The 25,829-nt window shown below is 36.7% G+C and carries 20 protein-coding genes; 14 read left to right on the top strand and 6 right to left on the bottom strand.

Going from position 1 to position 25,829, the window contains the following annotated elements; translation table 11 throughout:
* The first annotated feature begins 98 nt into the window (after positions 1–98).
* From ACFSQ0_RS01660 to ACFSQ0_RS01650, 3 genes are read left to right on the top strand one after another with little or no spacing between them, the layout of a single operon-like run.
* Entirely contained in the window at positions 99–1,388 is a 1,290-nt protein-coding gene (locus tag ACFSQ0_RS01660; protein WP_379043224.1) for an O-antigen translocase, read from the top strand.
* Positions 1,381–2,958: a phosphoethanolamine transferase gene (locus tag ACFSQ0_RS01655; RefSeq protein WP_379043222.1), complete on the top strand. Its 1,578-nt coding sequence runs from the start codon at positions 1,381–1,383 to the stop codon at positions 2,956–2,958. Before ACFSQ0_RS01660 ends, ACFSQ0_RS01655 begins: the two co-directional genes overlap by 8 nt.
* Entirely contained in the window at positions 2,955–4,046 is a 1,092-nt protein-coding gene (locus tag ACFSQ0_RS01650) for a glycosyltransferase (RefSeq protein ID WP_379043219.1), read from the top strand. The genes ACFSQ0_RS01655 and ACFSQ0_RS01650 overlap by 4 nt, the downstream gene beginning before the upstream one ends.
* Here the strand turns inward: ACFSQ0_RS01650 and ACFSQ0_RS01645 are convergent.
* From ACFSQ0_RS01645 to ACFSQ0_RS01635, 3 genes are read right to left on the bottom strand one after another with little or no spacing between them, the layout of a single operon-like run.
* On the bottom strand, positions 4,033–4,974 hold the full coding sequence (locus tag ACFSQ0_RS01645; RefSeq protein WP_379043216.1) for a glycosyltransferase family 2 protein: 942 nt from the start codon (positions 4,972–4,974) through the stop codon (positions 4,033–4,035). The two genes, ACFSQ0_RS01650 and ACFSQ0_RS01645, sit on opposite strands and share 14 nt — an antisense overlap.
* On the bottom strand, positions 4,967–5,863 hold the full coding sequence (locus ACFSQ0_RS01640) for a glycosyltransferase family 2 protein (RefSeq protein ID WP_379043213.1): 897 nt from the start codon (positions 5,861–5,863) through the stop codon (positions 4,967–4,969). Before ACFSQ0_RS01640 ends, ACFSQ0_RS01645 begins: the two co-directional genes overlap by 8 nt.
* Positions 5,864–5,878: 15 nt before the next feature.
* Positions 5,879–6,562 carry a cell division ATP-binding protein FtsE gene (locus ACFSQ0_RS01635; protein WP_379043210.1) on the bottom strand — a complete coding sequence of 228 codons (684 nt, stop codon included), beginning with the start codon at positions 6,560–6,562 and terminating at the stop codon, positions 5,879–5,881.
* 222 nt (positions 6,563–6,784) lie between these two features.
* Between ACFSQ0_RS01635 and ACFSQ0_RS01630 the strand changes: the two genes are divergently transcribed.
* From ACFSQ0_RS01630 to ACFSQ0_RS01620, 3 genes are read left to right on the top strand one after another with little or no spacing between them, the layout of a single operon-like run.
* Complete coding sequence (locus tag ACFSQ0_RS01630) at positions 6,785–9,808, top strand: tetratricopeptide repeat protein (RefSeq protein ID WP_379043207.1); 3,024 nt, start codon at positions 6,785–6,787, stop codon at positions 9,806–9,808.
* Positions 9,809–9,849: 41 nt separating this feature from the next.
* Positions 9,850–11,595 (top strand): TonB-dependent receptor, encoded by a 1,746-nt coding sequence (locus ACFSQ0_RS01625; RefSeq protein WP_379043204.1) that lies wholly within the window; start codon positions 9,850–9,852, stop codon positions 11,593–11,595.
* 12 nt (positions 11,596–11,607) lie between these two features.
* Positions 11,608–13,230: an amidohydrolase gene (locus tag ACFSQ0_RS01620; RefSeq protein ID WP_379043201.1), complete on the top strand. Its 1,623-nt coding sequence runs from the start codon at positions 11,608–11,610 to the stop codon at positions 13,228–13,230.
* A gap of 9 nt (positions 13,231–13,239) precedes the next feature.
* Here the strand turns inward: ACFSQ0_RS01620 and ACFSQ0_RS01615 are convergent, their stop codons facing one another.
* Positions 13,240–13,965: a class I SAM-dependent methyltransferase gene (locus ACFSQ0_RS01615; RefSeq protein ID WP_379043198.1), complete on the bottom strand. Its 726-nt coding sequence runs from the start codon at positions 13,963–13,965 to the stop codon at positions 13,240–13,242.
* A gap of 18 nt (positions 13,966–13,983) precedes the next feature.
* Here ACFSQ0_RS01615 and ACFSQ0_RS01610 point away from each other — a divergent pair, with 18 nt between their 5' ends.
* Positions 13,984–14,478, top strand: coding sequence for a YkgJ family cysteine cluster protein (locus ACFSQ0_RS01610; RefSeq protein WP_379043195.1), 495 nt, complete (start codon positions 13,984–13,986; stop codon positions 14,476–14,478).
* Positions 14,479–14,641: 163 nt separating this feature from the next.
* On the opposite strand, the gene ACFSQ0_RS01605 is transcribed toward ACFSQ0_RS01610, so the two are convergent.
* Positions 14,642–15,868, bottom strand: coding sequence for an exo-beta-N-acetylmuramidase NamZ family protein (locus ACFSQ0_RS01605; protein ID WP_379043192.1), 1,227 nt, complete (start codon positions 15,866–15,868; stop codon positions 14,642–14,644).
* A gap of 9 nt (positions 15,869–15,877) precedes the next feature.
* On the opposite strand from ACFSQ0_RS01605, the gene ACFSQ0_RS01600 reads away from it, so the two are divergent.
* The 3 genes from ACFSQ0_RS01600 (at position 15,878) to ACFSQ0_RS01590 (ending at position 20,402) form a co-directional block, all read left to right on the top strand.
* Positions 15,878–17,119 carry an ABC transporter permease gene (locus ACFSQ0_RS01600; RefSeq protein WP_379043189.1) on the top strand — a complete coding sequence of 414 codons (1,242 nt, stop codon included), beginning with the start codon at positions 15,878–15,880 and terminating at the stop codon, positions 17,117–17,119.
* A gap of 140 nt (positions 17,120–17,259) precedes the next feature.
* Positions 17,260–18,240: a PLP-dependent cysteine synthase family protein gene (locus ACFSQ0_RS01595; protein ID WP_379043186.1), complete on the top strand. Its 981-nt coding sequence runs from the start codon at positions 17,260–17,262 to the stop codon at positions 18,238–18,240.
* 65 nt (positions 18,241–18,305) lie between these two features.
* A complete protein-coding gene (locus ACFSQ0_RS01590; protein ID WP_379043183.1) occupies positions 18,306–20,402 on the top strand; it encodes an amino acid carrier protein in 2,097 nt (698 codons plus the stop codon).
* An 11-nt stretch (positions 20,403–20,413) separates the two neighbouring features.
* On the opposite strand, the gene ACFSQ0_RS01585 is transcribed toward ACFSQ0_RS01590, so the two are convergent.
* Entirely contained in the window at positions 20,414–20,827 is a 414-nt protein-coding gene (locus ACFSQ0_RS01585; protein ID WP_379043180.1) for a hypothetical protein, read from the bottom strand.
* Positions 20,828–21,091: 264 nt separating this feature from the next.
* Between ACFSQ0_RS01585 and ACFSQ0_RS01580 the strand changes: the two genes are divergently transcribed.
* The 4 genes from ACFSQ0_RS01580 (at position 21,092) to ACFSQ0_RS01565 (ending at position 25,821) form a co-directional block, all read left to right on the top strand.
* Positions 21,092–22,363, top strand: a complete 1,272-nt coding sequence (locus ACFSQ0_RS01580) for a DUF2851 family protein (protein WP_379043178.1) — start codon at positions 21,092–21,094, stop codon at positions 22,361–22,363.
* Between the two features lie 4 nt (positions 22,364–22,367).
* On the top strand, positions 22,368–22,598 hold the full coding sequence (locus tag ACFSQ0_RS01575; protein WP_147860563.1) for a PspC domain-containing protein: 231 nt from the start codon (positions 22,368–22,370) through the stop codon (positions 22,596–22,598).
* Between the two features lie 3 nt (positions 22,599–22,601).
* Positions 22,602–23,633: a potassium channel family protein gene (locus ACFSQ0_RS01570; protein ID WP_379043175.1), complete on the top strand. Its 1,032-nt coding sequence runs from the start codon at positions 22,602–22,604 to the stop codon at positions 23,631–23,633.
* Between the two features lie 94 nt (positions 23,634–23,727).
* On the top strand, positions 23,728–25,821 hold the full coding sequence (locus ACFSQ0_RS01565; RefSeq protein ID WP_379043172.1) for an amino acid carrier protein: 2,094 nt from the start codon (positions 23,728–23,730) through the stop codon (positions 25,819–25,821).
* Positions 25,822–25,829 lie beyond the last annotated feature (8 nt).

The following is a 25,829-nucleotide window of genomic DNA, read 5'->3' as shown; positions in this document are numbered from 1 at the left end:
AATAACCCCAAACCAGTAGGTTTGGGGTTATTCTTTTTTAGTAGCTTACCTAAAGATTAATCTTCAATAGTGTATCTTCGTATCTTTAGTAGTTTCGAATGAGGTTTAGGTTTTTTAATACACATCGGCTTTTATTAAAAGCTTCTTATTTTAACGGAATTATTGTTGCGCTCAAAGCCTTATCTGGAGTGGCCACTACAATGGTAGTTAGTCGGGTAATAGGTCCGTCTGGCCTAGCTTTACTAGGAAACTTGCGAAATTTTACTCAAACTATTTCTAGTTTTACTGCCGAAGGTTATCAAAACGGGGCCATAAGATACGTATCGGAATACCAACAAGACGCTAAGCAACAGCAACAAATTATCGCTAGTATTTTTCAATTGAGTATGGGGGTAGCGCTAGTCTTTGGGGTGGTGCTTTTTTTATTTTCTTCTTTTTGGAGTGAGGTGGTTTTCAAGACAGATGCATACGCAGACATCATTCGGTTGGTTGCTGTGGGCTTACCCTTTTTATCGCTCAATCTATTATTAATTTATATTTTTAATGGTTTAGAGCGCTACAAAAAATTAGTGGTACTTAATGGAGTTTTAAGCCTAGGCAATATGGTAATGACTATTGTCTTGGCGCTTCAAATGGGTTTGAGGGGCGCGCTTATAGGCGTTATCTTAGGACCAATATTGGTTTTTTTCCTTATGCTTTTGGGGCTAGGAAAAGAAAGAGAGGTATTATTAAATTTATTTCAATTCAAATTATTTTCTCTTACTGCGGTAAAAAAATTAAGTGGTTATTTATTGATGACCATTTATGCTACCGCAATAGTTTCGGTTACTTATTTAATGATTAGAAATTTAGTAATTAAAACCTTATCTACAGAAGACGCTGGTTATTGGGAGGCTATGAATAGATTGTCCTCTTTTTACTTGATGTTTTTTATAAGCCTTACTTCATTTTATTTGTTACCCAAACTAGCAAAAACCGATGCGTATGGTAGCTTTAAAAAAGAGTTGAAGCATTTTTATACCCTTACAATCCCTTTGCTGGTAGTTGCATTTTTTATAATCTATTTTTTGCGTACTTGGTTGCTTCAATTGTTGTTGGGCGATGAATTTTTACCTACAGAGCGTTTATTTTTTTGGCAGTTGGTTGGTGATTTTATTAGCATCTTAGCCATCGCTCTGGTAAAGCAGTTCCACGCCAAACGAATGATTAAGGCTTATTTAATTAGCAATAGCTTTTTAAACCTTTCCTATCTTATTTTTAGTCATCTGTTTATTGAGGTTTATGGGTTGCAAGGAATAGTGAAGGCCTATGCCTTGGCTTATTTTATCTATTTAATTCTTGTTTTGTTTTTCGTTTATATGCATTTTAATTCAAAAAAAAATGAATAGAATCTTCAACTTACAAGCCCCTAAAATGAGTTTAATTTTATTATTGGTTTACCCAATAATTTTGGCGCTGTTGCTGGAGATAGGTATTCATCAAATAGGACCATCAACGTTTTTAAATGTTTTAGAGAATACGCTTTTTGGGATAATTATTTATGTGTCTGTTTTAATTTTAAATTCTTTTAAAGGCAGTAAATGGATTAGTAAAGCCATGTTGCTTGGCTTTTACTTGATTTTAATTATTGAAACCGGATTGTATATTCTATTTGAAACCAGATTTAACGCGAGTTATATTTATGTGATTCTAAATACCAATACTGCCGAGATAACCGAATTTAGCCAGACGTTCTCTACCTATTATCTGCTGTGGTTACTTTTATTTTTACTTCCTCTTTTTTCATTTTTTCCTAAATCTATAGCTTCCGCGAAAGCAATATCAAAACCCAAGATAGTAACCGGTGTCGTATTTATTTTAATGCTAGCAGGGGTGCTTAAATTTTCTAAACTTATAATCTATAATTTACCGTATATCACGGTAAAATCTTACACGCAATACAAGGAGCAGGTAAATGAAATAGAGCAATTTAGAGCAGAAAATTTACAGATTGAAGTAGCAACCACTACTCAAAATGAGTTGATTGTGGTAGCCATAGGAGAATCTGCCAGTAGAAAACACATGCAAGTGTATGGCTATGATAGGCCCACCAATCCGTTATTGATAGCGCAAGACTCTTTAAAATTATTTAATGACGTGATAAGTTCTCACGTTTATACTATGGGCTCTTTATATGATGCCCTTACGCTGGCTAATTATGAAAACCCTAAAGCCTCACAATCGCTTATACAGTTTTTAAAAAGTGCCAACTACAAGACCTATTGGCTTTCCAATCAACGTCCCGTTGGCTTTCATGATAACTTAATTTCTAAACTAGCCTCAGTTTCTCATGAGACAGTATTTCTAAATTACTCCGCTTTTAATGAAAATGGAAATTATGACGAGGTGCTGTTACCTTTACTGAATGAAACCTTAAGTGAAGAAGGTAAAAAAGTTATTTTTCTTCACCTTGCCGGAAATCATTATGCTTATAATAAGCGTTATCCTACTCGTTTTAATTATTTTAAAACCGAAGAGAAAAACGAAAAAACGAGCAATATTAACACCTATGACAATGCCATTCGCTACAATGATTATGTGCTTTCGGAAGTTTTAAAGTTAATACAGCAACAAAACAAAAAGAGCGCTTTCTTATATTTTTCTGATCACGGAGAAGAGATGTATGATGTTGCTGAATTTTTTGGGCATTTTGAAGATAAACCCACTTCAACGATGTATGAAATTCCTTTTATATTTTGGAAATCTCCTAGCTTTGAAACGCCAACTGACTTTGTGATTGATACTAGTAGAGCCTATATGCTAGATGACTTTCCGCATTCGCTAACCCATTTAATGGGCATTTCTGCTGAAGGTTTAAAAAGAACTAGGAGTATTTTTAGCGATTCTTTTCGGCCTAGAAAACGTCTGATTCAAGATGGAGTTGATTTTGATGAATTTAAAGCGAAAGAGAAAAAATGAGTTACAAAATAGGGATTTTAATCGATCGATTAAACGGGGGAGGAGCCGAGCGTGCTGCGGGAATTATATCGAAACTTTTATCTGAATTGGGGCATAAAATTTTTATAGTAACCTTGTTTGATGATGTAGCCTATCCCTACCAAGGAAAGTTGATTAATTTAGGGAAGTATAAAACCGGTTCACGCTCTTCACTTGCAAAATATTTAAGGTATAAAAAACTTCATACAACTTTAAAAGCCGAAAATCCCGATTTGATTTTAGATTTTAGAATGAAGGATTTTCCGTTAAGGGAAAAGTTACTGAATAGATTGGTTTTTAAATACCCCATGATAAATATGGTGCGCAGTTATAGGTTGGAGTGGTATTTTCCAAAACCCAAAAAACTAGCTCAACATTTATACGCGGATTATGCCGGCATAATAACCGTAGCCAAAGAAATAAAGCAGGTGGTACAACAGCATTACGGTTTTAGTAATGTTACAGCCATTCCTAATGCTATAGATATAAAAGCAATTCAGCGTAAAGCTAACGAAAGCCTAAATACACCAGAGGAGTATATTATTGCTGTAGGTAGAAATCATCCTGTAAAACAGTTTGAGGCTTTAATCCTAGCGTTTTCAAAAAGCAATTTGCCAAAGAAAGGGATAAAATTGGTTATTATGGGAGATGGCAACGAGAGTGAAGTGCTCAAAAATAGAGTTAGGCAACTCAATTTGCAAAAGCAAGTACAACTGCTAGCTTTTCAAACTAATCCTTTTCCTTTTTTAAAGCATGCTAAATTTTTGGTTTTAAGCAGTAAATATGAAGGATTTCCCAATGTGTTGGTAGAAGCATTAGCCTGCGGAACTCCCGTGGTGGCTTTTAATTGCTCTTCGGGGCCGAGTGAAATTATTCAACATGAAAAAAATGGTCTATTGGTTGAAAATCAAAATTTTATAGCCTTAACCCAGGCGATGAATAGAATGATTGACGATAGAGCATTATATGAGCAATGCAAGGGTTTTGCACTTGAAAGTGTAGCTTGTTTCTCTATAGAGAAGGTGAAGCATCTTTGGAAGCAATACCTAGCTGGACTCAAAATGGAGTGACTTTAATTCCTCTTTTTATCAAAAAAGCTTTTAATTTTTTTAAACCCTGATACATCCAAAATGGGCATTCAAGTAAAACTTTCTGTTTAAAGCTGAGTGCCGAAAAATCTATATCTTGTTTAAATTTTTTAAACAAGGCTTTATTCCGCTGATTTTTATACTGGGAGGCGTAATAATACCGGCTAGCATTAAGGTATTTTTTTAACCCGGGATGACTTTCCGCTTGACGGTCAAACTTCTTGAAATCTATTAGCTTTTTATTGCGAATAGTACTATTTGTCATTTGGTTAGGAATGTCTACATAGTAAATTGCACAAGCCTTATAATAGTAAGCCAATTTAAATTGAGAATTGGCTCTTATGTTAAAATCTAAATCCTCTCCTATATCTACTGCGGTATTAAAATTTCCAATTTTATTTAATGCCTTTCTAGAAAATGCAACACAACTATAGCAATAAATAGGGTTGAATAAACTGGCGGTAAAGAAATCTTCAATTTTCACATATTGATTAGGCCTCACCGCTTTGGGAAGGTTTTTTACGGGAATAACGGTATGGTTGTTAATCTTTTCCTCGTAATCGGTTCCATAAATATCGCAATCGGGAAATTTTCTGGCAAGGGTGTCAATTGCAGCAAGAAAGTTGGGCTTCCATTCGTCATCGGCATCTAAAAAAGTGATAATATCTCCTTTAGCATTAGAAATCCCAGTATTTCTTGAAGCTGATAAACCTTTATTTACCTCGTGTTGAAGAATGGTTATTCTAGAATCTTCTATTTTTTCTGCACGAGATAAACTTTTATCTGTAGAGCAATCATTCACAATGAGCAATTCAAAATCTACAAGTGTTTGTTGCAATACAGAGTGTACACTTCGCTGAATATAATCAGCTTTATTATACATAGGTATAACCACAGAAAACCTAGGCATTTCTATCGAGTTGAATTAAGTGGTAAAGACGGTACAAATCAAAAAGACGCAAAGAAGGTTTGGGTCCCAATAAATTTCTTTCGATGTGGCGTAAAGTGCTTTTTGGCAAGGAAGCGGCAGCACGATCTAACTTTGCTTTTTTTAATTTTTTATGAAAGGCTAAAATTTTAATATATTCGGGGTCAATAAGTTTATGTTGTTTAAAATACAGGGCAGCTTTTAAAGAATCTAAAGATTTTCTCAAAAATTCTTTACTGCTTTCTATCCCCAAATGATACACCGGATTATTAATATGTAAGATAGGTACCTCTGCTTGCTGAAGTTGGTAAGAAAATAGCGTGTCTTCGTGTCTTAAATTTGGGATATCTTCATTAAACTTAACCTTCTTAAAAACTGACTTACGGATTAGAAAATTAAGTGTAAGAAAAGAAACATAGGGTTTTCTACTGCGTTTTTCGGTGGCTAAAGCTTCTCTTAAATTCCCGTAATGCCAGCGTAAGCGTTGAGCAGCATCGGGTTTGTTGGGAACATACTTAATACCTCCGTAAATAATGTCGTGCTCATTAGAGATAAATTTAAGGTAGTTTTTTATAAAATCATCTTTAATGGGCATCACATCGGCATCTAAAAAAAGTAGCCAATCAAATTTTGCAGTGTCTGCCAGAAGATTCCTAATTCTGCTTCTCCCAATATTTACTTTAAGTACTTGATAAGATGCGTGTTCTAAAGCATTGATCTCGTCATTTTCATCTATACTAGATGGGTTGGTAGAAGCATCATCTAAACAAATAATTTCAAAATCGATTTTCTCGGCAGTGAGGAGTTGGTGTACTTTCTGTACCAATGGAAAAATAGTATAGTTATAAGTGGGAATCAGAACAGAAATCATAAGTAATTCTTCTTTTTAAGCCGTTTTCTGTACTACTTCAAACACTTTTTGGCCGTCGCATTTTAAGGTTTTAGACGGGTATTTTAATAGCAAAGCATAATCGTGTGTAGCCATTAAAATGGTATTACCGTTACGGTTAATTTCTTGCAAAACCTCCATTACCTCTACAGAGGTTTGTGGATCTAAATTACCCGTAGGTTCATCGGCTAGTATTAATTCGGGGTCGTTGAGTAAAGCACGCGCGATGGCAATACGTTGTTGTTCACCACCAGAAAGTTGGTAGGGGTATTTAAAATTTTTGGTTTTCATACCCACTTTGTTCAATACCGTATCAATTTTTTCTTCCATTTTGGCCTTGTCTTTCCAGCCTGTAGCTTTTAAGACAAACATTAGATTTTCCTTGATATTGCGGTCGTTCAGCAATTTAAAATCTTGAAAAACCACGCCGAGTTTGCGGCGTAAGAAAGGAATATCTTTTTCTTTGAGTTTACGTAAATCGGTACCTACAATAGTTCCTTCACCCTCTTTCAAGGGAATATCACCGTATAGCGTTTTCATAAAACTACTTTTACCGGTTCCTGTTTTACCAATTAAATAAACAAAATCACCTTTATTGATTTCTACATTTACTTCAGATAAAATAAGACTTTCTCTTTGGTAAATCGCCGCGTTGCGAAGCGAAAGGATAGATTGCGCCATAGCTTTTTAAGATTTGAGGCTAAAGGTAACAAAAGTTTTTAAGTTCTATTTTACTAGCGTACTCAATTTATAGGTGTAGTAATAAATTTCATGAGTTTGCTTTTGCGTCAAGCGGATGTAAAGACTGACTAAAATGCTAAATTTGATATAATTATTACGCGGGTTTGGCGTTATGTAGTAAGCAATTCTTTTATATTTGAGTTTTGATAAAAAAGCGACTTTATGTTTAAAACAATAGGATTTTGTTTAGTATTAGGAATCGGTTCGGGTTTCTCGAGTTACAGTCAGCAAACCGCAGTGTATACCGAGAATTTTATGACCTACCAGCAGGCGACTCGTTTATTCAATAAACAGCAGTACCAAGCCGCACAAAATTTGTTTAAAGAGGCCAAGCAGTTAACGCAAAGCGAAGAGCTTAAAGCCGATTGTGATTATTATATCGCGCTTTGTGCGGTGCGAACACAGGCTAGCAACGCCGAACAACTCTTAGATAATTTTGTTCAAAATCACCCCACCAGTACCAAACGAAATTCGGCCTACTATAACGTAGCCAATTATTACTTTTCGGCTGGCAATTACGTTGAAGCTAGGAACTGGTATAATAAGGTAGATGTAGATGGTCTAAGCAAAGAAGAAAAAACTACTTATTATTTTAATAATGGCTACACCTATTTTAAGGCGGGTAGAACAAACGAGGCAAAGAAGTACTTGAACCGCGTGCGAGACGATCAAGAATTTGGGGCCCAGGCGAAATACTATTTGGGTTTTATGGCTTATGAAGGCGATGAATATGAAGAAGCCAACCAGATGTTTGATGCCGTTAAAGGTGATAAACGGTTAGACAAAACCTTGTCTTACTTTCAAGCCGATATGAATTTTAAATTGGGAAAGTTTGAAGAGGCCATTGCTTTGGGTAAAGAACAGCTAGATCGCTCTAACCGACTTGAAAAATCTGAACTGAATAAAATAATAGGAGAGAGCTATTTTAACTTAGGGCAATATGAAGAGGCTATTCCCTATTTAAAAGAATACCAAGGGAAACGCGGTAAATGGAATAACACCGATTATTACCAGTTAGGTTATGCTTATTATAAACAAGGCGAGTATCAAAATGCCATAAATGAATTCAATAAAATTATAGACGGTCAAAATCACGTGGCACAGAATGCCTACTACCATCTGGCAGAATCTTATGTAGAATTAAACCAGAAACAACAGGCACTCAACGCTTTTAAAAATGCCTCTGAAATGGATTTTGAGCCTAAGATTCAAGAAGACGCTGCGCTTAATTACGCCAAGTTGAGCTATGAAATAGGAAACTCCTACAAAAGTATTCCCGAAGTATTAACCGATTTTGTTGAGCGTTACCCAAATAATCCGGCCACGACCGAGATACAGAACCTTTTAATCGATTCTTATATCACTAGTAAAAACTATAAAAAGGCACTAGATCTTTTAGAGGGTAGCAAACGCTTTAGCGATAAGCAAGTGTATCAAAAAGTTAGTTTTTATAGAGGGGTAGAGCTGTATAATGAGAACCGATACAGCGAAGCATTACATTACTTTAATCAATCTTTGGCTAATCGTAGCGATGCCTTATTTACGGCTAAAGCTACCTATTGGAAGGCAGAGACGCAATATAATTTAGGTAATTTTAAAGAAGCTTTAATTGGGTACAAGGAGTTTTTAGGTATGCCAAAAGCCAATGCAACCGAGGCCATAAAAGCCATAGATTATAATATTGCTTATGCCTATTTTAAAACCAAAGACTATACCCAAGCCATAAAGCATTTTAAAAAATATAGCGAACAAGAATCGGTGCCTTTACCACAAAAAAACGACACCTATTTAAGACTAGGCGATAGTTATTTTGTGAGCAGTGATTATTGGCCCGCAATGGAGGCGTATAATAAGGCCATTGGCTTAAAAGGTATTGACTCTGATTACGCTTACTTTCAAAAAGCCATAAGCTATGGTTTTGTAGATAAGAATGAGCGTAAAATAGAAGATTTAAACAATTTCATTGCCAAGTATCCTACAAGTATTTATAAAGATGATGCCTTGTATGAATTGGGAAATACCTATGTGGCCGAAGGTAAAACCAACCAAGCTCTTGCAGCATATAAACGTTTGCAAAAAGAACTACCTACTAGCTCGTATGTTTCAAAATCTATGCTAAAAGTAGGATTGCTGTATTATAACAACAATCAAGGCGAACAGGCATTGGGAACATTTAAAAAGGTCGTAGCCGATTACCCCAATACCACCGAAGCCAACCAAGCGGTAAAAACCGCGCGTAGCATTTATGTAGATTTAGGAAGAACAGAGGAGTATGCCCAATGGGTAAGCGGTCTTGATTTTGTTGAGGTAGCCGATTCTGATATCGATAACGCTACCTATGAGGCGGCAGAATTACCATTTATTGAAAATAAAATGACCCAAGCCAAAAAAGGATTTGAAAAATACTTGAATCAATTTCCAAAAGGTTTACACGCTTTATCGGCTCACTTTTATTTGGCTCAAATCAATTACGCCGATGAAAATTATGCAGCGGCCATTCCGCATTACCAATATGTAATCAATCAATCGCGCAGTGAGTTTACAGAGCAATCCTTAGCCCGACTGGGTCAGGTTTACTTAGAACAAGAAGATTATAAATCGGCTATTCCAATTTTAACTAGATTGGAACAAGAAGCAGATTTTCCACAAAATATCACCTTTGCGCAGTCAAATTTAATGAAAGCCTATTATGCGCAAGAGCAGTATGCACAAACCATCACCTACGCCGATCGCGTACTTGAAAATCAGAAAATAGAAAATAGTATAAAGAGTGATGCGCAAGTTTTTATTGCTCGGGCGGCGATAAAATTAGGCGATGATGCAAAGGCTAGAAACGCGTATGAAGCGGTAAAGAAAATAGCACAAGGAGCATTGGCAGCAGAAGCACATTATTATGATGCTTACTTTTTACGCGAAGATGGCGATTATCAAAAGTCAAACGAGGCGGTGCAAACTTTAGCCAGAGATTATTCGGGTTATAAGAAATTTGGAGGCAAAGGACTTCTCGTGATGGCAAAAAACTTCTATGATTTGAATGATGCCTATCAGAGCACCTATGTATTAGAAAATATCATTAAAAATTTTAAAGCCTACCCCGATTTGGTTGAAGAAGCTAAAGCTGAATTGATTCGTATAAAAACCAATGAAGCCAAAACCAATTCTTCTGTAGAAACCCCTCAAAATTAGAAAAAATAGCTATGTTATATAATCATAAATTCAATACTTCTATGCGTTTTAAATTAGGTATATCCATTGGCTTATTCCTTGTTAGCACAGCCTTAAGTTTTGCCCAAGAAGACAAAGAAGAGCAAGGTGATATAGATACCGAACGCTTGATAATTGTAAAACCATATTCGCCTACGGTAAGCGATGCTTTTAAAATTAAGCAGAACCCAGTGATCAATGATTCTACCGAGCGACAAAAGAAAAAAGTAAACTATACCATTAATTCTTTTCCAGTAGCCTCAACTTTTACCCCAGCAAAGGGTAGAGCGGCCCGAGTGCAACAACAGGCTTTACCCACAAGTTTTGATAATTATGCTTCTTTGGGTGTGGGCAACTACTTTAATGTAGACGCTGCTTTTTTCGGACGCATCCCGCTAAGTCGTTACCAAGATCTCAATTTAAGTTTTACACACCAATCTACCCAAGGAGGAATAGACGGAGTAGACTTAGATGATGAGTTTTATGATACCCAACTCAAGTTAGGTTATGAGCAAGAAACACGTAGTTTTACCTGGGGTACACAAATTAATGCTTTACACCAGTCTTTTAATTGGTACGGTTTACCGCAAGAATTTTCTATTCCAGAACCTTTATTAGACGGTATAGAAACCGGTCACGCTTATTTAGGTGGCGGATTAGATGCATATTTAAATACGGGAGAAGGGGTATTTCAAGGTATTGATTTAAGCTATATGCGCTTCGCAGATAATTGGGGTGCAGGTGAGAATAGATTGGTTTTAACTCCTAAATTTGAACTGCCTTTAACGCAAATGCCTGTAGACCTAGAGCTCAAATTTGATTATGTAAATGGTAATTTTGACGAACAACCCAATAATGTAAGTTTTATGCCTAAATACGCTTACCTGAATTCGAGTATTAGTCCGCGTATCGTCTTGTCAGATCAAGATTACTCGGTGCAATTAGGTGCCGAACTGGTTTACAGTATGGATGTTGAAAACGAGAAAAATAATTTTTATATCTATCCAAAAGTCAGTGGTAGTTACCGTTTAGCAGGCGATTATTTTACGGTTTATGGGGGCGCTCAAGGCGGATTAAAACAAAACTCTTATTATGGTTTTACCCAAAACAATCCGTTTGTAGCGCCGGCATTGGTGGTTGCCCCAACCGACAAACAATATGATGTTTTTGTAGGTGGTAAAGGTAAATTTACCGAAGCTTTAAGCTATAATGTAAAAGCCAGTTACCAAAACGAGGTGAATAAGGCTTTATTTAAACATAGCACAGATAACCAAAACGTAACCTCTCGTGAGGGTTACGAATATTTCAATAGCTTTGGCGTGGTTTACGATGAGGTAAATACATTACAATTATTTGCAGAATTGCAATTGGATATTAACGACCAATTTAACCTAAAATTAAACGGAAGTTTTTATAGCTACGGTGAAGACAGAGAGCCTGAAGCTTGGAATTTACCACAATTTGAAAGTCAACTTATGTTAAATTATGCGATTGATCAAAAATGGTTAATAAGCGCGAGTATGTTGGCGATGGGCGAGAGAAAAGATAGTTTATTTATCATAAATAGCACCCCAGAGTCTAGTGCACAAACCCAAACGCTAGACGCTTTTATAGATGCCAATTTACGCGTAGATTATCAATTCACCGAGCAATGGGGCTTCTTTTTAAGAGGGAACAACCTGCTGGGCGATAATTATGAGCGTTGGTATGCTTACCCAACACAAGGTCTGCAAATTATGGCAGGAGCCACCTATCAATTTGATTGGTAAAAAGAAGAACGTATGAAGAATATACTGTTTAGTTGCTGCATGCTTATACTTTTTAGCGCCTGTGAACAGCGGGAAGAGGTTGATTTAATAGTAAGCAATGCTAAAGTTTATACGGTGAATGATGCCTTTGATGTGGTGAAGGGTTTTGCTGTTAAAGACGGAAAGATCGTGGCCTTGGGAAATTACGAAGATTTGCATTTGCGTTATAAACCCAAGCAATCTTATGATGCCAAAGGCAAAGCCATCTATCCTGGCTTTATTGATGCACATGCTCATTTTTATAACTTAGGAATGCAGCAGCAAAGGGTAGAGTTAACCGGTACCAAGAGTTTTGATGAGGTTTTAGAAAAGTTAAAAGCTTTTCAAGAGCAAGAACAACGCCAGTTTATTATAGGAAGGGGTTGGGATCAGAACGATTGGCCCAATAAGGAATTTCCTACTAACAAAGCTTTAGATGACTTGTTTCCTGATACGCCAGTGGTTCTAACACGCATAGATGGGCACGCGCTTTTGGCTAATACCAAAGCTTTGCAATTGGCCAATCTTAATGCCGATACCGAAATATCAGGTGGGCAATTATTAAAGCACCAAGGAGAATTAACAGGAGTGTTGATAGATAATGCCATGCAGCCGGTGCAAGCTATTATTCCAGAGCCTACGCGTGCTACACAAATTGATGCTTTGCTAGCAGCACAAAAGATAGCTTTTGAAAACGGTTTAACGAGTATAGCCGATGCAGGTTTAAACAAAAATAAAATTGAATTGATTGATAGTTTGCAACAGGCAGAGGTGCTAAAGGTTAGACTTTATGCTATGCTAGCCAATAATGCGGAGGAGATTGATTATTTTTTAGAACGAGGACCACTAAAAACCGATTTTTTAAACCTTAGATCCGTTAAGGTATTTGCTGACGGTGCTTTGGGTTCTCGAGGTGCGGCGCTAAAACAGCCTTACTCCGATAAAAAAGGACATTATGGGAGTATGCTTATTGGTATAGCCGATTTTAAAGCATTAGCCCAAAAACTTTCTCAATCTTCTTGGCAAATGAATACCCATGCCATAGGAGATTCTGCAAATGCCGTGGTGCTGAGCACTTATAAAAACCTTTTAAAAGATAAACCCAACAGAAGGTGGAGGGTTGAGCATGCGCAGGTGGTAGCCCCTCAAGATTTTAAGTATTTTAATAAGAATATCATTCCGTCTGTGCAACCTACTCATGCAACAAGCGATATGTATTGGGCAAAAGATCGCCTGGGTGAAAAGCGATTGCAAAATGCTTATGCCTATAAGAAACTTTTAGAGGCTGCGGGATTGGTAGCTTTAGGAACAGATTTTCCTATAGAGAAAGTAAACCCTATACTTACTTTTTATGCAGCTGTAGCTCGAAAAGACTTGGATAACTATCCGGCCAACGGATTTCAAAAAGCTCAAGCTTTGTCACGAGAAGAAGCATTAAAAGGAATGACCATTTGGGCAGCCTATGCTAATTTTGAAGAACAAGAAAAAGGCAGTATTGCCGTGGGAAAATTTGCCGATTTTGTTGTGTTAAACCAAGATTTGATGAAAGTGAATGAGCAGCAGTTGCCGCTTACCCGTGTTTTGGCAACTTATGTAAATGGCGAAAAAGTATATTAAATCCCAGTATTAATTATTATAAGTAATTTGTGCTAAGTAATCATAGTGCTCGCCCGCAACCAATTGTTTACACGAAAATCCTTGAGCCGAAGCAGCTAATTTTAATTTTTCAAAATCGATATAAAGCCAGTCAAACCACTGGCTTTTTTGTTCTTTGTATTGTATTTGATATTGAACCTCTCCATAATAGTTTTGTGAGGTTATTTTTGATAAGGATTCGTCTTCCTCTTCATATAAGTAACGCAAATCTGAAGAGTCGATTAACAATTGTCCGCCGGGTTTTAAAATCTTTTTAAGCTGCTGAAAAAAAGAATTCAATTGATTGAGTTTCCCTATGATACCACTACCGTTCATAAGCATCAGGATAGTATCATATCGTTCTTCAACCTCAAAAAAGCTTTTTACTTGGGCATCTTTAATTCCGCGTAAGCGACATACTTCTATAGCTTTAGCAGAAATGTCTATGGCGGTAACTTCTAATCCCTTTTGCTGCAAATGCAAGGAGTGACTGCCCGCGCAGCAACCAACATCAAGGCAATGACCAAAACTGTTTTTAAGCGCTATTTGCTCTATAGCTGGCATATCTTTGAAAGCTCTAAAAAGGTAGGCGGTGGGAATTTCATCTTCATCGAAATCTTCTTGCCAAACACGTATTGATTCGGCTTGACCCTTAATAAAATAATCGTGAACGGCTTCTCCAAAAATATCGGGATTATAGGTTTTATCTTGTTTCATTTCATTTACTTTTGTGGTATGGAAGATTTGCTGAAAAACCTACCCAAAAACGCCAAAGATAAGCATAAGCAGAACAAAAAGTTTTTTGCTAAGCTTAAAAAAAAGCCCCCCAAACAACTTGATGTCTTGATGCAAGATTTACACGAGGAAGAATTTGCTAAAGATTATTGTTTAGATTGTGCTAACTGCTGTAAAACTACTGGACCGCTTTTCACCGATAAAGATATAAACCGGATTTCGAAATTCTTGAGAATGAAACCAGCTAACTTTATTGCTACCTATTTGCGTATTGATGAAGATCAAGATTATGTTTTGCAGCAGGTGCCTTGTGCTTTTCTGGCCGAAGATAACAGGTGTTTGATTTATGAAGTGCGCCCAAAGGCTTGCGCCGAATTTCCGCACACCGATCGGAAAAAATTTCATCAAATTTCTAATTTAACACTTAAAAATGTGGCTATCTGTCCGGCAGCTTATGCAATTGTTGAGGCGATGAAAGAGAAAATTAAAGTTTAAATAGAATAATTTGTTCGCCAAGATAGCATAGAGCTTTATTCTGGCCTGTACCGAACTTATTTACAATAGAACAAGTATTTTCATCAAAAAGTATCAAAGCGAGATGACTATTAAATGTTCCCAGAATTTAATAGTTTTACAGTTACCCATAATTACACCCAAGCTATTCGTAAATCAAATAATTAGCTCTCATTTTTTTAAATGCTTTAAGTGCAGGTTTCCAAGTTTTGCGAATGGCTTCTGGGCTTAAACCTGCTTCGATTTGAGATTGTAATTTTGCAGTGCCCGCTAACTTGGTGAAAAAAGAGTTAAAAAATTTACTTTTATCGGCAGTATTTTGATAGGCTTCAATCAGCCAATCTAATTGTATTTTATTTTCGATTTTACTATTTGAGAGGTTCCTGCCATAACATAATTGACCCATATGTTTTGGGTTTTTGGCCCCCTCATTAGCTTTTGGGGTATAGGAAAAATCAAAATAATTTTTGGCTAAAAAAGGTGAGCCAAAAACTTGGAATTGCAAGGCTGTACCACGCCCTGCATTTACCTGGGTGCCCTCAAAAAAACAAAGACTAGGGTATAGTTTTATAGCCTGAGCGTTGGGAAGATTTGGCGAGGGTTTTATGGGTAAAATATACGGGTCTTGGCGCGTGTAATTTTTTACAGGAATAACTTCTAATTCGGGTTTTACGCCTTTTTCGAGCCAATTTTGGCCTATAATCATTTGGGCATATTCGCCTATACTCATACCATGAACAACAGGTATAGGATGCATCCCAACAAAACTTTTATGTTGTAATTCTAAAACGGGACCGTCTACATAAGCGCCATTGGGGTTAGGCCTATCGAGAACCAAAACAGCAATATTATTTTCGGCTGCAGCCTCTAGTACATAATGCAAAGTTGAAATATAAGTGTAAAACCGTGTGCCTACATCTTGTATATCAAAAATGAGTAAATCTATACCTTCTAGTTGCGCTGGAGTGGGTTTTTTGTTTTTTCCATACAGCGAAATGATGGGTAGACCCGTTTGTGTATCCATACCGTTTTTTACTTGCTCGCCTGCATCTGCCTTACCTCTAAAACCATGCTCGGGTGAGAAAACACGAACAATATTAAAATTATGTACCAATAAGCTATCGACCAAATGGGTATATGCTCCGTTTTCTTTAAATATAACCGAGGTCTGATTCCCTACTATTCCGATACGTTTACCTTTGAGTTTATTAAAATAAGCTTGTGTTTGGTTTGCTCCTACCATTAATGTACTTGAGGGTGAAACCTGGCGCTCGGTATTGTGGGTTTGTTTTTCTGAATTTGTTTGAGCCTGACAAGAAACCAGACCTAAAACCGCAAGAAAAAGTGTATTTTTGACCAATTGAAAAAACATAAGCTAAAATTGAATTTCGAATTTTTTATAAGTAAGCGCCTTATCGGTGCTAAAGATTATAAAAGTAGTATATCTGCACCAATTATTAAAATAGCGGTTACTGCAATTGCAGTAGGAGTGGTTATGATGTTGGTTGCCGTAGCTACAGGTGTGGGGCTACAGCAAAAGATCCGCGATAAAATAGCGGCATTTAATGGGCATGTTAAAATAAGCAGTATTAATAATACAGATGCACAGATTTCGGTTATTCCTATCGATAAGCATCAAGAATTTTACCCCGATTTTAATCAAATTGAAGGTATAAAACACATTCAGGCGGTGGCTACCAAATATGGGGTCATACGTACCGCCGAAACTTTTGAAGGAATTGTAGTAAAAGGGGTAGGCCAAGATTATAACTGGACGTATTTTGAAGAGTATTTGGTATCTGGAAGGTTGCCTCAATATAAAGCAAACTCACCCAATAGTAAAGAAATTCTAATCTCTTCTTATCTCGCAAAGCGATTGAAGTTTGAGTTAGATGATCAAGTGGTGGTCTATTTTATGAATGATGAAAATCAAAAACGCCCTCGCTTAGTGGCATTTGAAGTGGTAGGAATATACAATTCTGGCTTTCAGGAATTTGACGAAACCTTTTTATTAGCCGATATTACCCAAATACAACGTTTAAACAAATGGGATGCTAATCAAATAGGTTATTTCGAGGTGTTTGTAGATAACTTTAAAGAGCTTCCTCAAAAGGGAAGAGCAATTTATGAACACATTAGTTCTTTCTTAGATGCCGTGAGCATTCAGCAAGAATATGCTTCAATTTTTGAATGGTTGGCCTTATTTGATTTTAATATCGGACTTATTATTGGAATTATGATTTTGGTCTCAGGAATTAATATGATAACAGCTTTACTGGTACTCATACTAGAAAGAACCCCCATGATTGGGATGCTTAAAGCCTTGGGCGCAACAGATTGGAGTATCCGTAAAATATTCCTTTATAACGCCGCCTATTTAATACTAAAGGGTTTATTTTGGGGTAATGTAATTGGTATTGGTTTGTTGCTTATTCAAAAACATTTTAAGCTGATTGCCCTCAACCCAGAAACCTATTATGTTACCGAAGCACCTGTATTCTTAAATTGGAATTACGTTGTACTAATAAATTTAGGTACGCTTTTACTTTGCTTATTTATGCTTTTAATACCTAGTATTTTAATTGCGAGAATAAATCCGGTAAAGGCGATTAAGTTTGACTGATTTGGAGCCTCTCGCTTAAAGCGGATTTTAATTATCAAATTCTTATTTTTATAAGATTTTAAACCTGTTTTGTTAAGCATTTATTAGAATTTTATTACTCGTAATATGTTTCTTATCTTTGCAGCCGAAAAAATTGCACGATGGATTATAAAAACAATATATTAGAAACCATAGGAAATACCCCATTGGTTAAAATAAATAAATTAGCTGCCGAAATTCCTGCTTTGGTTTTGGCAAAGTATGAAACTTTTAATCCGGGTAACTCGGTAAAAGACCGTATGGCGGTGAAAATGATTGAAGATGCCGAAAAAGAAGGAAAAATAAAACCAGGAGGTACTATAATCGAAGGAACTTCGGGAAATACTGGTATGGGGCTGGCCCTTGCTGCAATTGTAAAAGGTTATAAAATGGTTTGTGTAATTGCAGATAAACAAAGCAAAGAAAAAATAGATATTTTACGCGCCGTGGGGAGTGAGGTGGTTGTTTGCCCCACCGATGTAGAACCAGACGATCCGCGTTCTTATTATTCTACTTCTAAGCGTTTAGCCGAAGAAACTCCCAACTCTTGGTACGTGAACCAATATGATAACCCCAGTAATGCCAAAGCGCATTATGAAAGCACCGGACCAGAAATTTGGAAACAAACCGAGGGTAAGGTTACGCATTTTGTAGTAGGAGTGGGAACGGGAGGTACTATTTCGGGAGTTGGTAAATACCTGAAAGAACAAAACCCGAATGTTAAGGTTTGGGGTATAGATACCTATGGTAGTGTTTTTAAGAAATACCATGAAACCGGTATATTTGATGAAAAGGAGATCTACCCGTATGTTACCGAAGGAATCGGAGAGGATATTTTACCTAAAAATGTAGACTTTTCAATTATCGATGGTTTTACCAAAGTAACCGACAAAGATGCTGCAGTTTACACCCAAAAACTAGCTAAAGAAGAAGGCATGTTTTTAGGAAATTCTGCAGGTGCCGCTATGAAAGGCTTGTTACAGTTAAAAGAACATTTTACCAAAGATGATGTGGTGGTGGTATTGTTTCACGACCATGGAAGTCGCTATGTAGGTAAAATGTTCAATGATGATTGGATGAAAGCCCAAGGTTTCCTGGACTAAAAAAATAAATTACAACATTAAATCCTGCCAAAAGCAGGATTTTTTTATTAAATAAATTACAACCCATGAATAAATATTTGTATTGCCTATTCGTATTATTAATTAGTTTAAATCCGCTTTTAGCTCAAGATCAATTAAATACAGATAAGAGTCTGTTCGTTGAATTAGAGCTTAAAAATCCTAGTCGGGAGATAAATGATGCCGAGGCCATGCTACAAGTGAGTGGAGGGGTAGCACCTTATACGTATTATTGGAGCAATAAAGAAACTTCTATGCAAGCCACTAAATCTACCGGTCTAATTGAGGGTATGGCTCATCAAGTTCGTGTAGTAGATAGTCAAGGTAATGAAGTTACCAAATCCTTTAAAATCCCGGCCCAATCGATTACCGAAATTTTTAACAGCAAGGTACAACCTGCCGTTGATGTATTGGCGAGTATTCTTTTTTGGGATCCTTTTGCTAGTTTGGGCGTATATGACCCCGTGGTTTACACCCAACATGAGCGTATTGGTATTCCTAAATGGGATGCCACAACACAGGCTGCTTATACCTTGAAAACTTGGTTGGTAGCCGATGGTGAATCCGTTAAAACCGGAGATAAGATAGCAATAATACAAAGCGATAGCGGTAAAGAGATGCCGGTTTTTGCTAGTGTAAACGGTAGTTTAGAACATAAAGTAGGTGAAGGAGAAGTAATCTACAATCCAGATGATCAAAAAGATGTGATACAAGCCAATGCTCACATTTTAGCACGCATCGCATTTGAAGAGCCTCGACCTTTATTGCATAATAATGGAGAGGTAAGAACCAATACCATTCCGTTTATCGTGATTTGGCTTATTTTAGGAAGTATATTTTTCACCTTTCGTCTGGGGTTCATCAACATCAGTGGTTTTAAACATTCCATTGATTTGGCAAGAGGTAAATATGACAACCCCGATGCGCCAGGAACTATAACCCACTTTCAAGCCATGGCAACAGCCGTATCGGCTACCGTTGGATTAGGAAATATCGCAGGTGTGGCAGTGGCCATATCTTTGGGAGGAGCCGGAGCAACTTTTTGGATGTTTCTAGCTGGTTTTTTTGCGATGTCACTAAAATTTGTTGAATGTACGCTAGGGGTAAAATACCGATTTATCAATAAAGAGGGGCGTATATTTGGTGGGCCTATGAATTACCTGCGTTATGGTTTAGAAAAGAAAAACCTAAAAGGTCTTGGAAAATTTTTGGCAATTCTATTTGCAGTACTTGGGGTGGGAGCCTCTTTTGGCGGAGGAAATATGTTGCAATCTAACCAGGCCTTTAAAATAGTATCAGAACAATTACCGTTTTTACAAGGTCACGGCTTTTGGTTTGGTGTTATTTTTGCCCTGCTAATAGGTGCTGTAATTATAGGTGGTATAAACAGTATAGCCCGAGTAACCGGTAGGGTTGTTCCATTTATGGCGGCGGTTTATATTATTGGTTGTTTAATTGTTATTGGTGTGCATATTGAAAATATAGGCGGAGCATTCGCAGCTATTTTTAACGGTGCCCTTTCTGCCGATGCGCTTAAAGGCGGATTTATTGGCGTATTGATTATTGGCCTACAACGAGCTGCATTCTCTAGTGAAGCAGGAGTAGGATCGGCAGCTATTGCCCACAGTGCCTCAAAAACAAATACTCCCATCGCCGATGGTTTTACCTCATTAGTAGAGCCATTTATAGATACTATGGTGGTGTGTACTATGACCGCGCTAGTGCTTATCTTTTCGGGAATGCACGAGAGAACAGGCTTAGGTGGGGTAGAGCTAACCTCAGACGCTTTTGGTAGTGTGATATCCTGGTTTCCTGCAGTGCTGGCTTTTGCTGTTTTCTTATTCGCCTTTTCGACAATGGTCTCTTGGTCGTATTACGGAATGCGTTCTTGGACCTACCTTTTTGGTAGAAGCAAACAATCTGAACTTGTTTTTAAAGTATTATTTTTAGTTTTTGTAGTGCTCGGAGCTTCAGTAAGTTTAGGGGCCGTGTTGACTTTTGCCGATATGATGATTTTGGCCATGTCTTTTCCTAATATTATCGGGTTATATTTATTATCATCGGAGGTTAGAGCAGATTTAAAATTGTATTTAGCAAAACTCAAGAAGGGAGAACTTTACATAAACCCTAAGTTTAGGGAGTAACTTTTTTTATTTTAAGTAACCAAGCGGTCTTTGTGTTGAAAAAAAGCATAAAGACCGCTTCCTATTAAATAGCAGCCTACATCTAAAAGGTCTGCCGTATACCGGCTGTTTACCTGCGGTAGATAGCATTCAAAATATAAAGAATAACCAACCACCAACACCACGAGCATCAAAACCGTAAAACGAAACGAAGGAAAAACAAACTGCATTACACCTTGAATAATACCTAATACAACAGGCATACAAACAATATCCATCAAATGGTTAGTAAGGAAAGTAGGTAAACTGTAATGGCTGGCCTTGAGTCCTAAATAGATAAGTGCTATAGCGGTACTTACGATCCATAACCTGCGGGTATAACTCATATTAGTAAAAAAGAAATAAGCCAAGCCAAAAAAGCCCCAATAGCCAATACACCACTCCATAAGTAAAAACCAACATCACCTAAAAACCTTAGGAAGGCATTTGAACTATCTCGTAGGCTTTTTTTTTGTTTTGAATTTTCTTTTTTAGGTGACGTGTCCATGCTGCTTTTGTACTGCTTATATTTTAGCCTAAAAATACACTTATTTTTAGGCTAAAAAAAATAGTAAAATCTACAAGTTTATAATTTATTAGGTATCTTTAAGCCTATGTTGTTATAAATGAGCGATTAAAAGCTCTCGGATAGGTTTTGTTTGTCTTGTAATATGAAAGAAGATTATTTACATTATGTATGGAAATTTAAAAAATTTAATTTCCTAAATCTAAAAACCAGTCAAGGTCTACCCATTGTTGTAAAACATGTAGGCTGGCATAATGAAGATAAAAGCGGTCCCGATTTCTTTGATGCGAGAATTCAAATTGATCACCAATTGTGGGCGGGTAATGTTGAAATTCATCTTAAGGCAAGCGATTGGTTTGCACACCACCATCATACCGATAAAGCTTATGATAATGTTATCTTGCATGTAGTGTGGGAAGAAGATATGCCCGTTTATAGAAGCGATGGTAGCAGTATACCTAGTCTTTGCTTGAAGCATTACGTAAATCTAGAAAGCTTAGAACACTACCAAGAATTATCTAGGCAAAAAAAGTTTATCAACTGTGAAAACCTCTTGCCATATTTTTCAACTTTTATAATCCATAGCTGGCAAGAGAAATTATATGTACGCCGTTTAGAGCAAAAAACAGAATACATTCAACTTTTATTAAAAAACACCAAAAACGATTGGGAAAAAGTTTTGTTTATTCTCTTTGCTAAAGGCTTTGGCCTTAACGTGAACGGCTTATCTTTTCAACAGATGGCTGCTAATATTCCATTTAACCTAGTCCGTAAAACGCAAAAAGTTCAAGTCTTAGAAGCCTTGTTTATGGGGATGTGTAAATTATTAGAAGGTGAGAAAGAAGATGTCTATTACCAAGAGCTCCAAAAAGAATTTAGTTTTCTTCGCCATAAATACCAATTAGCAAGTATTACAAACCCTTTGGCATTTTTTAGGTTAAGACCACCAAATTTTCCTAGCATTCGGCTAGCTCAGTTAGCTTATTTATATCAGGATTCGGCCAATTTTTTTAATTTACTGATTGAAAAACCCGATATTCGATTATGGAGAGATCTCTTATTTAAAGTTAAAACCAGCCCGTATTGGGAAACGCATTATAATTTTGAGGTCAACTCCAAAACTAGGGTAAAAAAACTCTCTACTTCTTTCGTAGATTTAATGATCATCAATGTATTGGTTCCCTTTAGTTTTAGTTATCACAAAGCCCGCGGAAAAGAAGTGGTAGATGATTTGTTTAGCATAATGAGTTCGCTTAAAGCGGAAGAAAATTCTAGTGTTAAAAAATTTAAACAATTAAAACCTGAAATGGTACAAAATGCTTGGCATTCGCAATCTTTACTAAGCTTATACCAAGATTACTGTAAAAAACAAAAATGTTTAAATTGTCAAATTGGTGTATCTTTGCTTAACAAATAACCCTATGCTTAACCTTATTTATAAAATTCGCTATTATTTTGAACGCAATGGCTTTTATGTAAGCACTCGCCTAGCCGATAGGTTGGGGATAAAGGTTAAAAGTGTTCGTTTGTTTTTTATTTACCTTTCATTTGCCACCTTAGGGGTGGGCTTCGCTGTTTATTTAACGCTTGCCTTTTGGTTAAAATTAAAAGACTTAATCTATACTAAAAGAAGCTCGGTATTTGACCTGTAGCGTATGCAAAAAATCTCTACCAAGGTACTTTTAGCTTTACTTTTACTCGTTACTATTGTAATAGGTGGAGTGATAGGCTTTAAACTGCTTGCCGATTACTCTTGGATAGATGCTTTCTATATGACGGTTATAACTGTTACCACAGTGGGGTTTGGTGAGGTAGTACCCTTAACGCCAGACCAAAAATTATTTACCGGCATTTACATCATATTGAGTATATCTATTTTTGGGTATGCGATATCAACGGTTATTGAATTTATTCTGAGTGCTAACAATATTGGTACTTTAAAACAAAGACGTATGCAAAAAGAAATTTCAGCCCTTTCCAATCATATTGTAGTTTGTGGCTATGGCCGAAATGGTAAAGAGGCCGTACAAAAATTGAGTTCAAATAAAATGAATTTTGTTATAATTGAAAATTCTGAAGAACAACTTGATCAAATCCGCCAAGAGGGTTTTTATTATATTGCTGGTGATGCCACCCAAGATGAGGTGCTAGAAATGGCAGGTATAGAAAAAGCGAAAGTGCTTTTGTGCTCCTTGCCCAGCGATGCCGATAATCTATTTATTGTACTCTCGGCGAGACAGCTCAATCAAAACCTTACTATAATCAGCCGGTCTACAGATGAAAGCTCAAATAAAAAGCTAAAACTAGCAGGAGCAGATCAAGTCATTATGCCCGATCGTATTGGTGGTAGTCATATGGCTTCATTGGTTGTAAACCCAGATTTGATTGAGTTTATGAGCGAGTTGGCAAATATTAATGAGAACGAAGAGGTTGAAGATCAAATTTTGGTTAAGAAAATCAACTTTTCTTTATTAGGACGCTCAATCCCTATGAGCATTGCCGAGCTAAACCTTAGAAAAGATACAGGATGTAGCATTATTGGGGTTCAAGCCAAAACCGGTGAATACACAATAAATCCAGAGGCTGACATGAATTTAGATGAGTTTTCACAATTGATAATAGTGGGAAATATGCATCAAATGCGTAAACTTAAAAGTAAATATCCTAGACTTAATTTTAAAGTATAAACGCGATAGCAAGTACTTTTTCTTTAAATAGTAAGCTAAAAATTTAATTTTTTTTTAATATTGCTATCTATTCTATCAAAAAACAAGATATCTTATGAGAAAGTATTTACTTTCGTTTTTATTTTTTTTACTGATTTTTTCATCGCTGCAAGCTCAAGAAGATTTTAATGAGAAAGATATTAAAGTCGTACCAGAGCTAATTAATCCGTCAAATTTAATCAATGACGGAATTATTGAACTGAATGTCACAGGGGGCGTTCCTCCTTACACTTTTAAGTGGAGTGACCAAGACACTTCGCTAAAATCTAACAAAGCAACTGGTGTTGTTGAGGGTATTGATTATACAGTAGTAATTACAGATGCTGAACAAAATACTTTAACCAAATCTTACCGCATACCTGCCGAGTCAATTACAGAAAACTTTAATGGCGCGTTTAAACCCATTGTAGATAATCTGGCTTCAATTTTATTTTGGGACCCTTTTTCGGCTATAGGTTTGTATGATCCTATTGTGTACGCCGATGAAAAAAATGTCCCTATTCCTAATTGGTATTCAGGAATTCAAGACGCTTATAAATTAGAGGAGTGGTTGGTAAAAGAAGGAGAACACGTAGATAGAAACCAATCTATTGCTATAATTAAATCGGAAAAAGAAGGAAATATAGAAGTTAAAGCATCTGCAAGTGGAACGCTAACCCATTTGACGTCTGAAGGAAATACCATTTACGATTACCAAAATACAGAAGATGTAATTGAAGCGGGAGCACATTTTTTTGCCAAGGTGAAATACGATGAGCCAGTAATATTGACACACCCCAACGGAGACCCTATTACTTTTCCTATTCCTTTTATTGTAGTTTGGTTAATTTTAGGAGCTGCCTTTTTTACTTTAAGAATGGGCTTTATAAACCTAAGAGGGTTTCGCCACGCTTTAGATTTGGCTAAAGGAAAATATGACGACCCCAATGCTCCAGGTAGAATTACTCATTTTCAAGCATTAGCTACAGCGGTTTCGGCAACTGTTGGTTTAGGGAATATTGCTGGTGTAGCAGTGGCAATTTCATTGGGTGGTGCTGGCGCAACCTTTTGGATGATTTTAGCCGGACTGTTAGGAATGTCTTCTAAGTTTGTAGAATGTACTTTGGGTGTAAAATATAGGTTTATCAGTAAAGAAGGAAAGATTTTTGGGGGACCAATGAACTACCTCCGCTACGGATTAGAAAAACGAAATATGTCTGGTTTAGGTAAATTTTTAGCAGGTTTCTTTGCCGTCTTAGGAGTAGGAGCATCTTTTGGAGGAGGTAATATGTTTCAAGCCAATCAATCTTTTGAGATCTTATCGGGTCAATTTCAATTTTTAGAGGGACACGGCTTTATCTTCGGACTTGTGGTTGCGGCTTTGGTAGCAGTAGTAATCATTGGAGGTATTTCAAGCATTGCTAAAGTTACCGGTAAGGTAGTTCCTTTCATGGCAGCCATTTATGTTTTGGGAGCCTTAATTGTTATTGGTATAAACATTGAAAATATTGGCCCCGCCTTTAATGCTATTTTTGAAGGTGCTTTTAATCCTACGGCCCTAAAAGGGGGAATTATCGGGGTACTTATTGTAGGCTTTCAAAGAGCTGCTTTTTCTAACGAAGCTGGTGTAGGTTCTGCAGCTATTGCCCATAGTGCCGCAAAAACAAATCATCCTCCATCAGAAGGTTTTGTAGCCTTGCTAGAACCTTTTATAGATACTGTAGTAGTTTGTACGCTTACCGCATTGGTTTTAATTTTTACAGGAATGCACGAAGTTGAAGGAATAGGCGGAGCTCAGCTTACCTCAGAAGCCTTTGCTAGTGTAATATCTTGGTTTCCCTATGTATTGGCGGCCGCGGTATTTTTGTTCGCTTTTTCAACAATGATTTCTTGGTCTTATTATGGTATGAGAGCTTGGACCTATTTATTTGGGAAGTCAAATCAATCGGAATTAATTTATAAATTACTATTTTTATTGTTTGTGGTGGTAGGAGCATCGGTAAGTTTAGGGGCTGTGTTAGATTTTTCAGACATGATGATCTTAGCGATGTCATTCCCTAATATCATTGGGTTGTATATATTATCTGGAGAAGTACGTGATGATTTACGGGAGTATTTGAGAAAATTAAAAGCCGGTGAGTTATTTAAAAAGCAAAAAATTAAAGTGTAAAATAAAAG

Source organism: Mesonia sediminis, assembly GCF_042684705.1.
Lineage (GTDB): Bacteria > Bacteroidota > Bacteroidia > Flavobacteriales > Flavobacteriaceae > Mesonia > Mesonia sediminis.
The sequence above is the reverse complement of the archived record's forward strand: the minus strand, read 5'-3'. Positions and strand labels throughout refer to the sequence as shown.

Excerpts from the sequence above, each read along its gene's own strand:
- ACFSQ0_RS01615 (WP_379043198.1), bottom strand. The coding sequence starts at position 13,965 with ATGAAACAAGATAAAACCTATAATCCCGATATTTTTGGAGAAGCCGTT.
- ACFSQ0_RS01635 (WP_379043210.1), bottom strand. The coding sequence starts at position 6,562 with ATGGCGCAATCTATCCTTTCGCTTCGCAACGCGGCGATTTACCAAAGA.
- ACFSQ0_RS01575 (WP_147860563.1), top strand. The coding sequence starts at position 22,368 with ATGCTTAACCTTATTTATAAAATTCGCTATTATTTTGAACGCAATGGC.
- ACFSQ0_RS01660 (WP_379043224.1), top strand. The coding sequence starts at position 99 with ATGAGGTTTAGGTTTTTTAATACACATCGGCTTTTATTAAAAGCTTCT.
- ACFSQ0_RS01620 (WP_379043201.1), top strand. The coding sequence starts at position 11,608 with ATGAAGAATATACTGTTTAGTTGCTGCATGCTTATACTTTTTAGCGCC.
- ACFSQ0_RS01645 (WP_379043216.1), bottom strand. The coding sequence starts at position 4,974 with ATGCCTAGGTTTTCTGTGGTTATACCTATGTATAATAAAGCTGATTAT.
- ACFSQ0_RS01640 (WP_379043213.1), bottom strand. The coding sequence starts at position 5,863 with ATGATTTCTGTTCTGATTCCCACTTATAACTATACTATTTTTCCATTG.
- ACFSQ0_RS01585 (WP_379043180.1), bottom strand. The coding sequence starts at position 20,827 with ATGGAGTGGTGTATTGGCTATTGGGGCTTTTTTGGCTTGGCTTATTTC.
- ACFSQ0_RS01590 (WP_379043183.1), top strand. The coding sequence starts at position 18,306 with ATGAATAAATATTTGTATTGCCTATTCGTATTATTAATTAGTTTAAAT.
- ACFSQ0_RS01605 (WP_379043192.1), bottom strand. The coding sequence starts at position 15,868 with ATGTTTTTTCAATTGGTCAAAAATACACTTTTTCTTGCGGTTTTAGGT.
- ACFSQ0_RS01570 (WP_379043175.1), top strand. The coding sequence starts at position 22,602 with ATGCAAAAAATCTCTACCAAGGTACTTTTAGCTTTACTTTTACTCGTT.
- ACFSQ0_RS01625 (WP_379043204.1), top strand. The coding sequence starts at position 9,850 with ATGCGTTTTAAATTAGGTATATCCATTGGCTTATTCCTTGTTAGCACA.
- ACFSQ0_RS01630 (WP_379043207.1), top strand. The coding sequence starts at position 6,785 with ATGTTTAAAACAATAGGATTTTGTTTAGTATTAGGAATCGGTTCGGGT.
- ACFSQ0_RS01650 (WP_379043219.1), top strand. The coding sequence starts at position 2,955 with ATGAGTTACAAAATAGGGATTTTAATCGATCGATTAAACGGGGGAGGA.
- ACFSQ0_RS01595 (WP_379043186.1), top strand. The coding sequence starts at position 17,260 with ATGGATTATAAAAACAATATATTAGAAACCATAGGAAATACCCCATTG.
- ACFSQ0_RS01580 (WP_379043178.1), top strand. The coding sequence starts at position 21,092 with ATGAAAGAAGATTATTTACATTATGTATGGAAATTTAAAAAATTTAAT.
- ACFSQ0_RS01610 (WP_379043195.1), top strand. The coding sequence starts at position 13,984 with ATGGAAGATTTGCTGAAAAACCTACCCAAAAACGCCAAAGATAAGCAT.
- ACFSQ0_RS01655 (WP_379043222.1), top strand. The coding sequence starts at position 1,381 with ATGAATAGAATCTTCAACTTACAAGCCCCTAAAATGAGTTTAATTTTA.
- ACFSQ0_RS01565 (WP_379043172.1), top strand. The coding sequence starts at position 23,728 with ATGAGAAAGTATTTACTTTCGTTTTTATTTTTTTTACTGATTTTTTCA.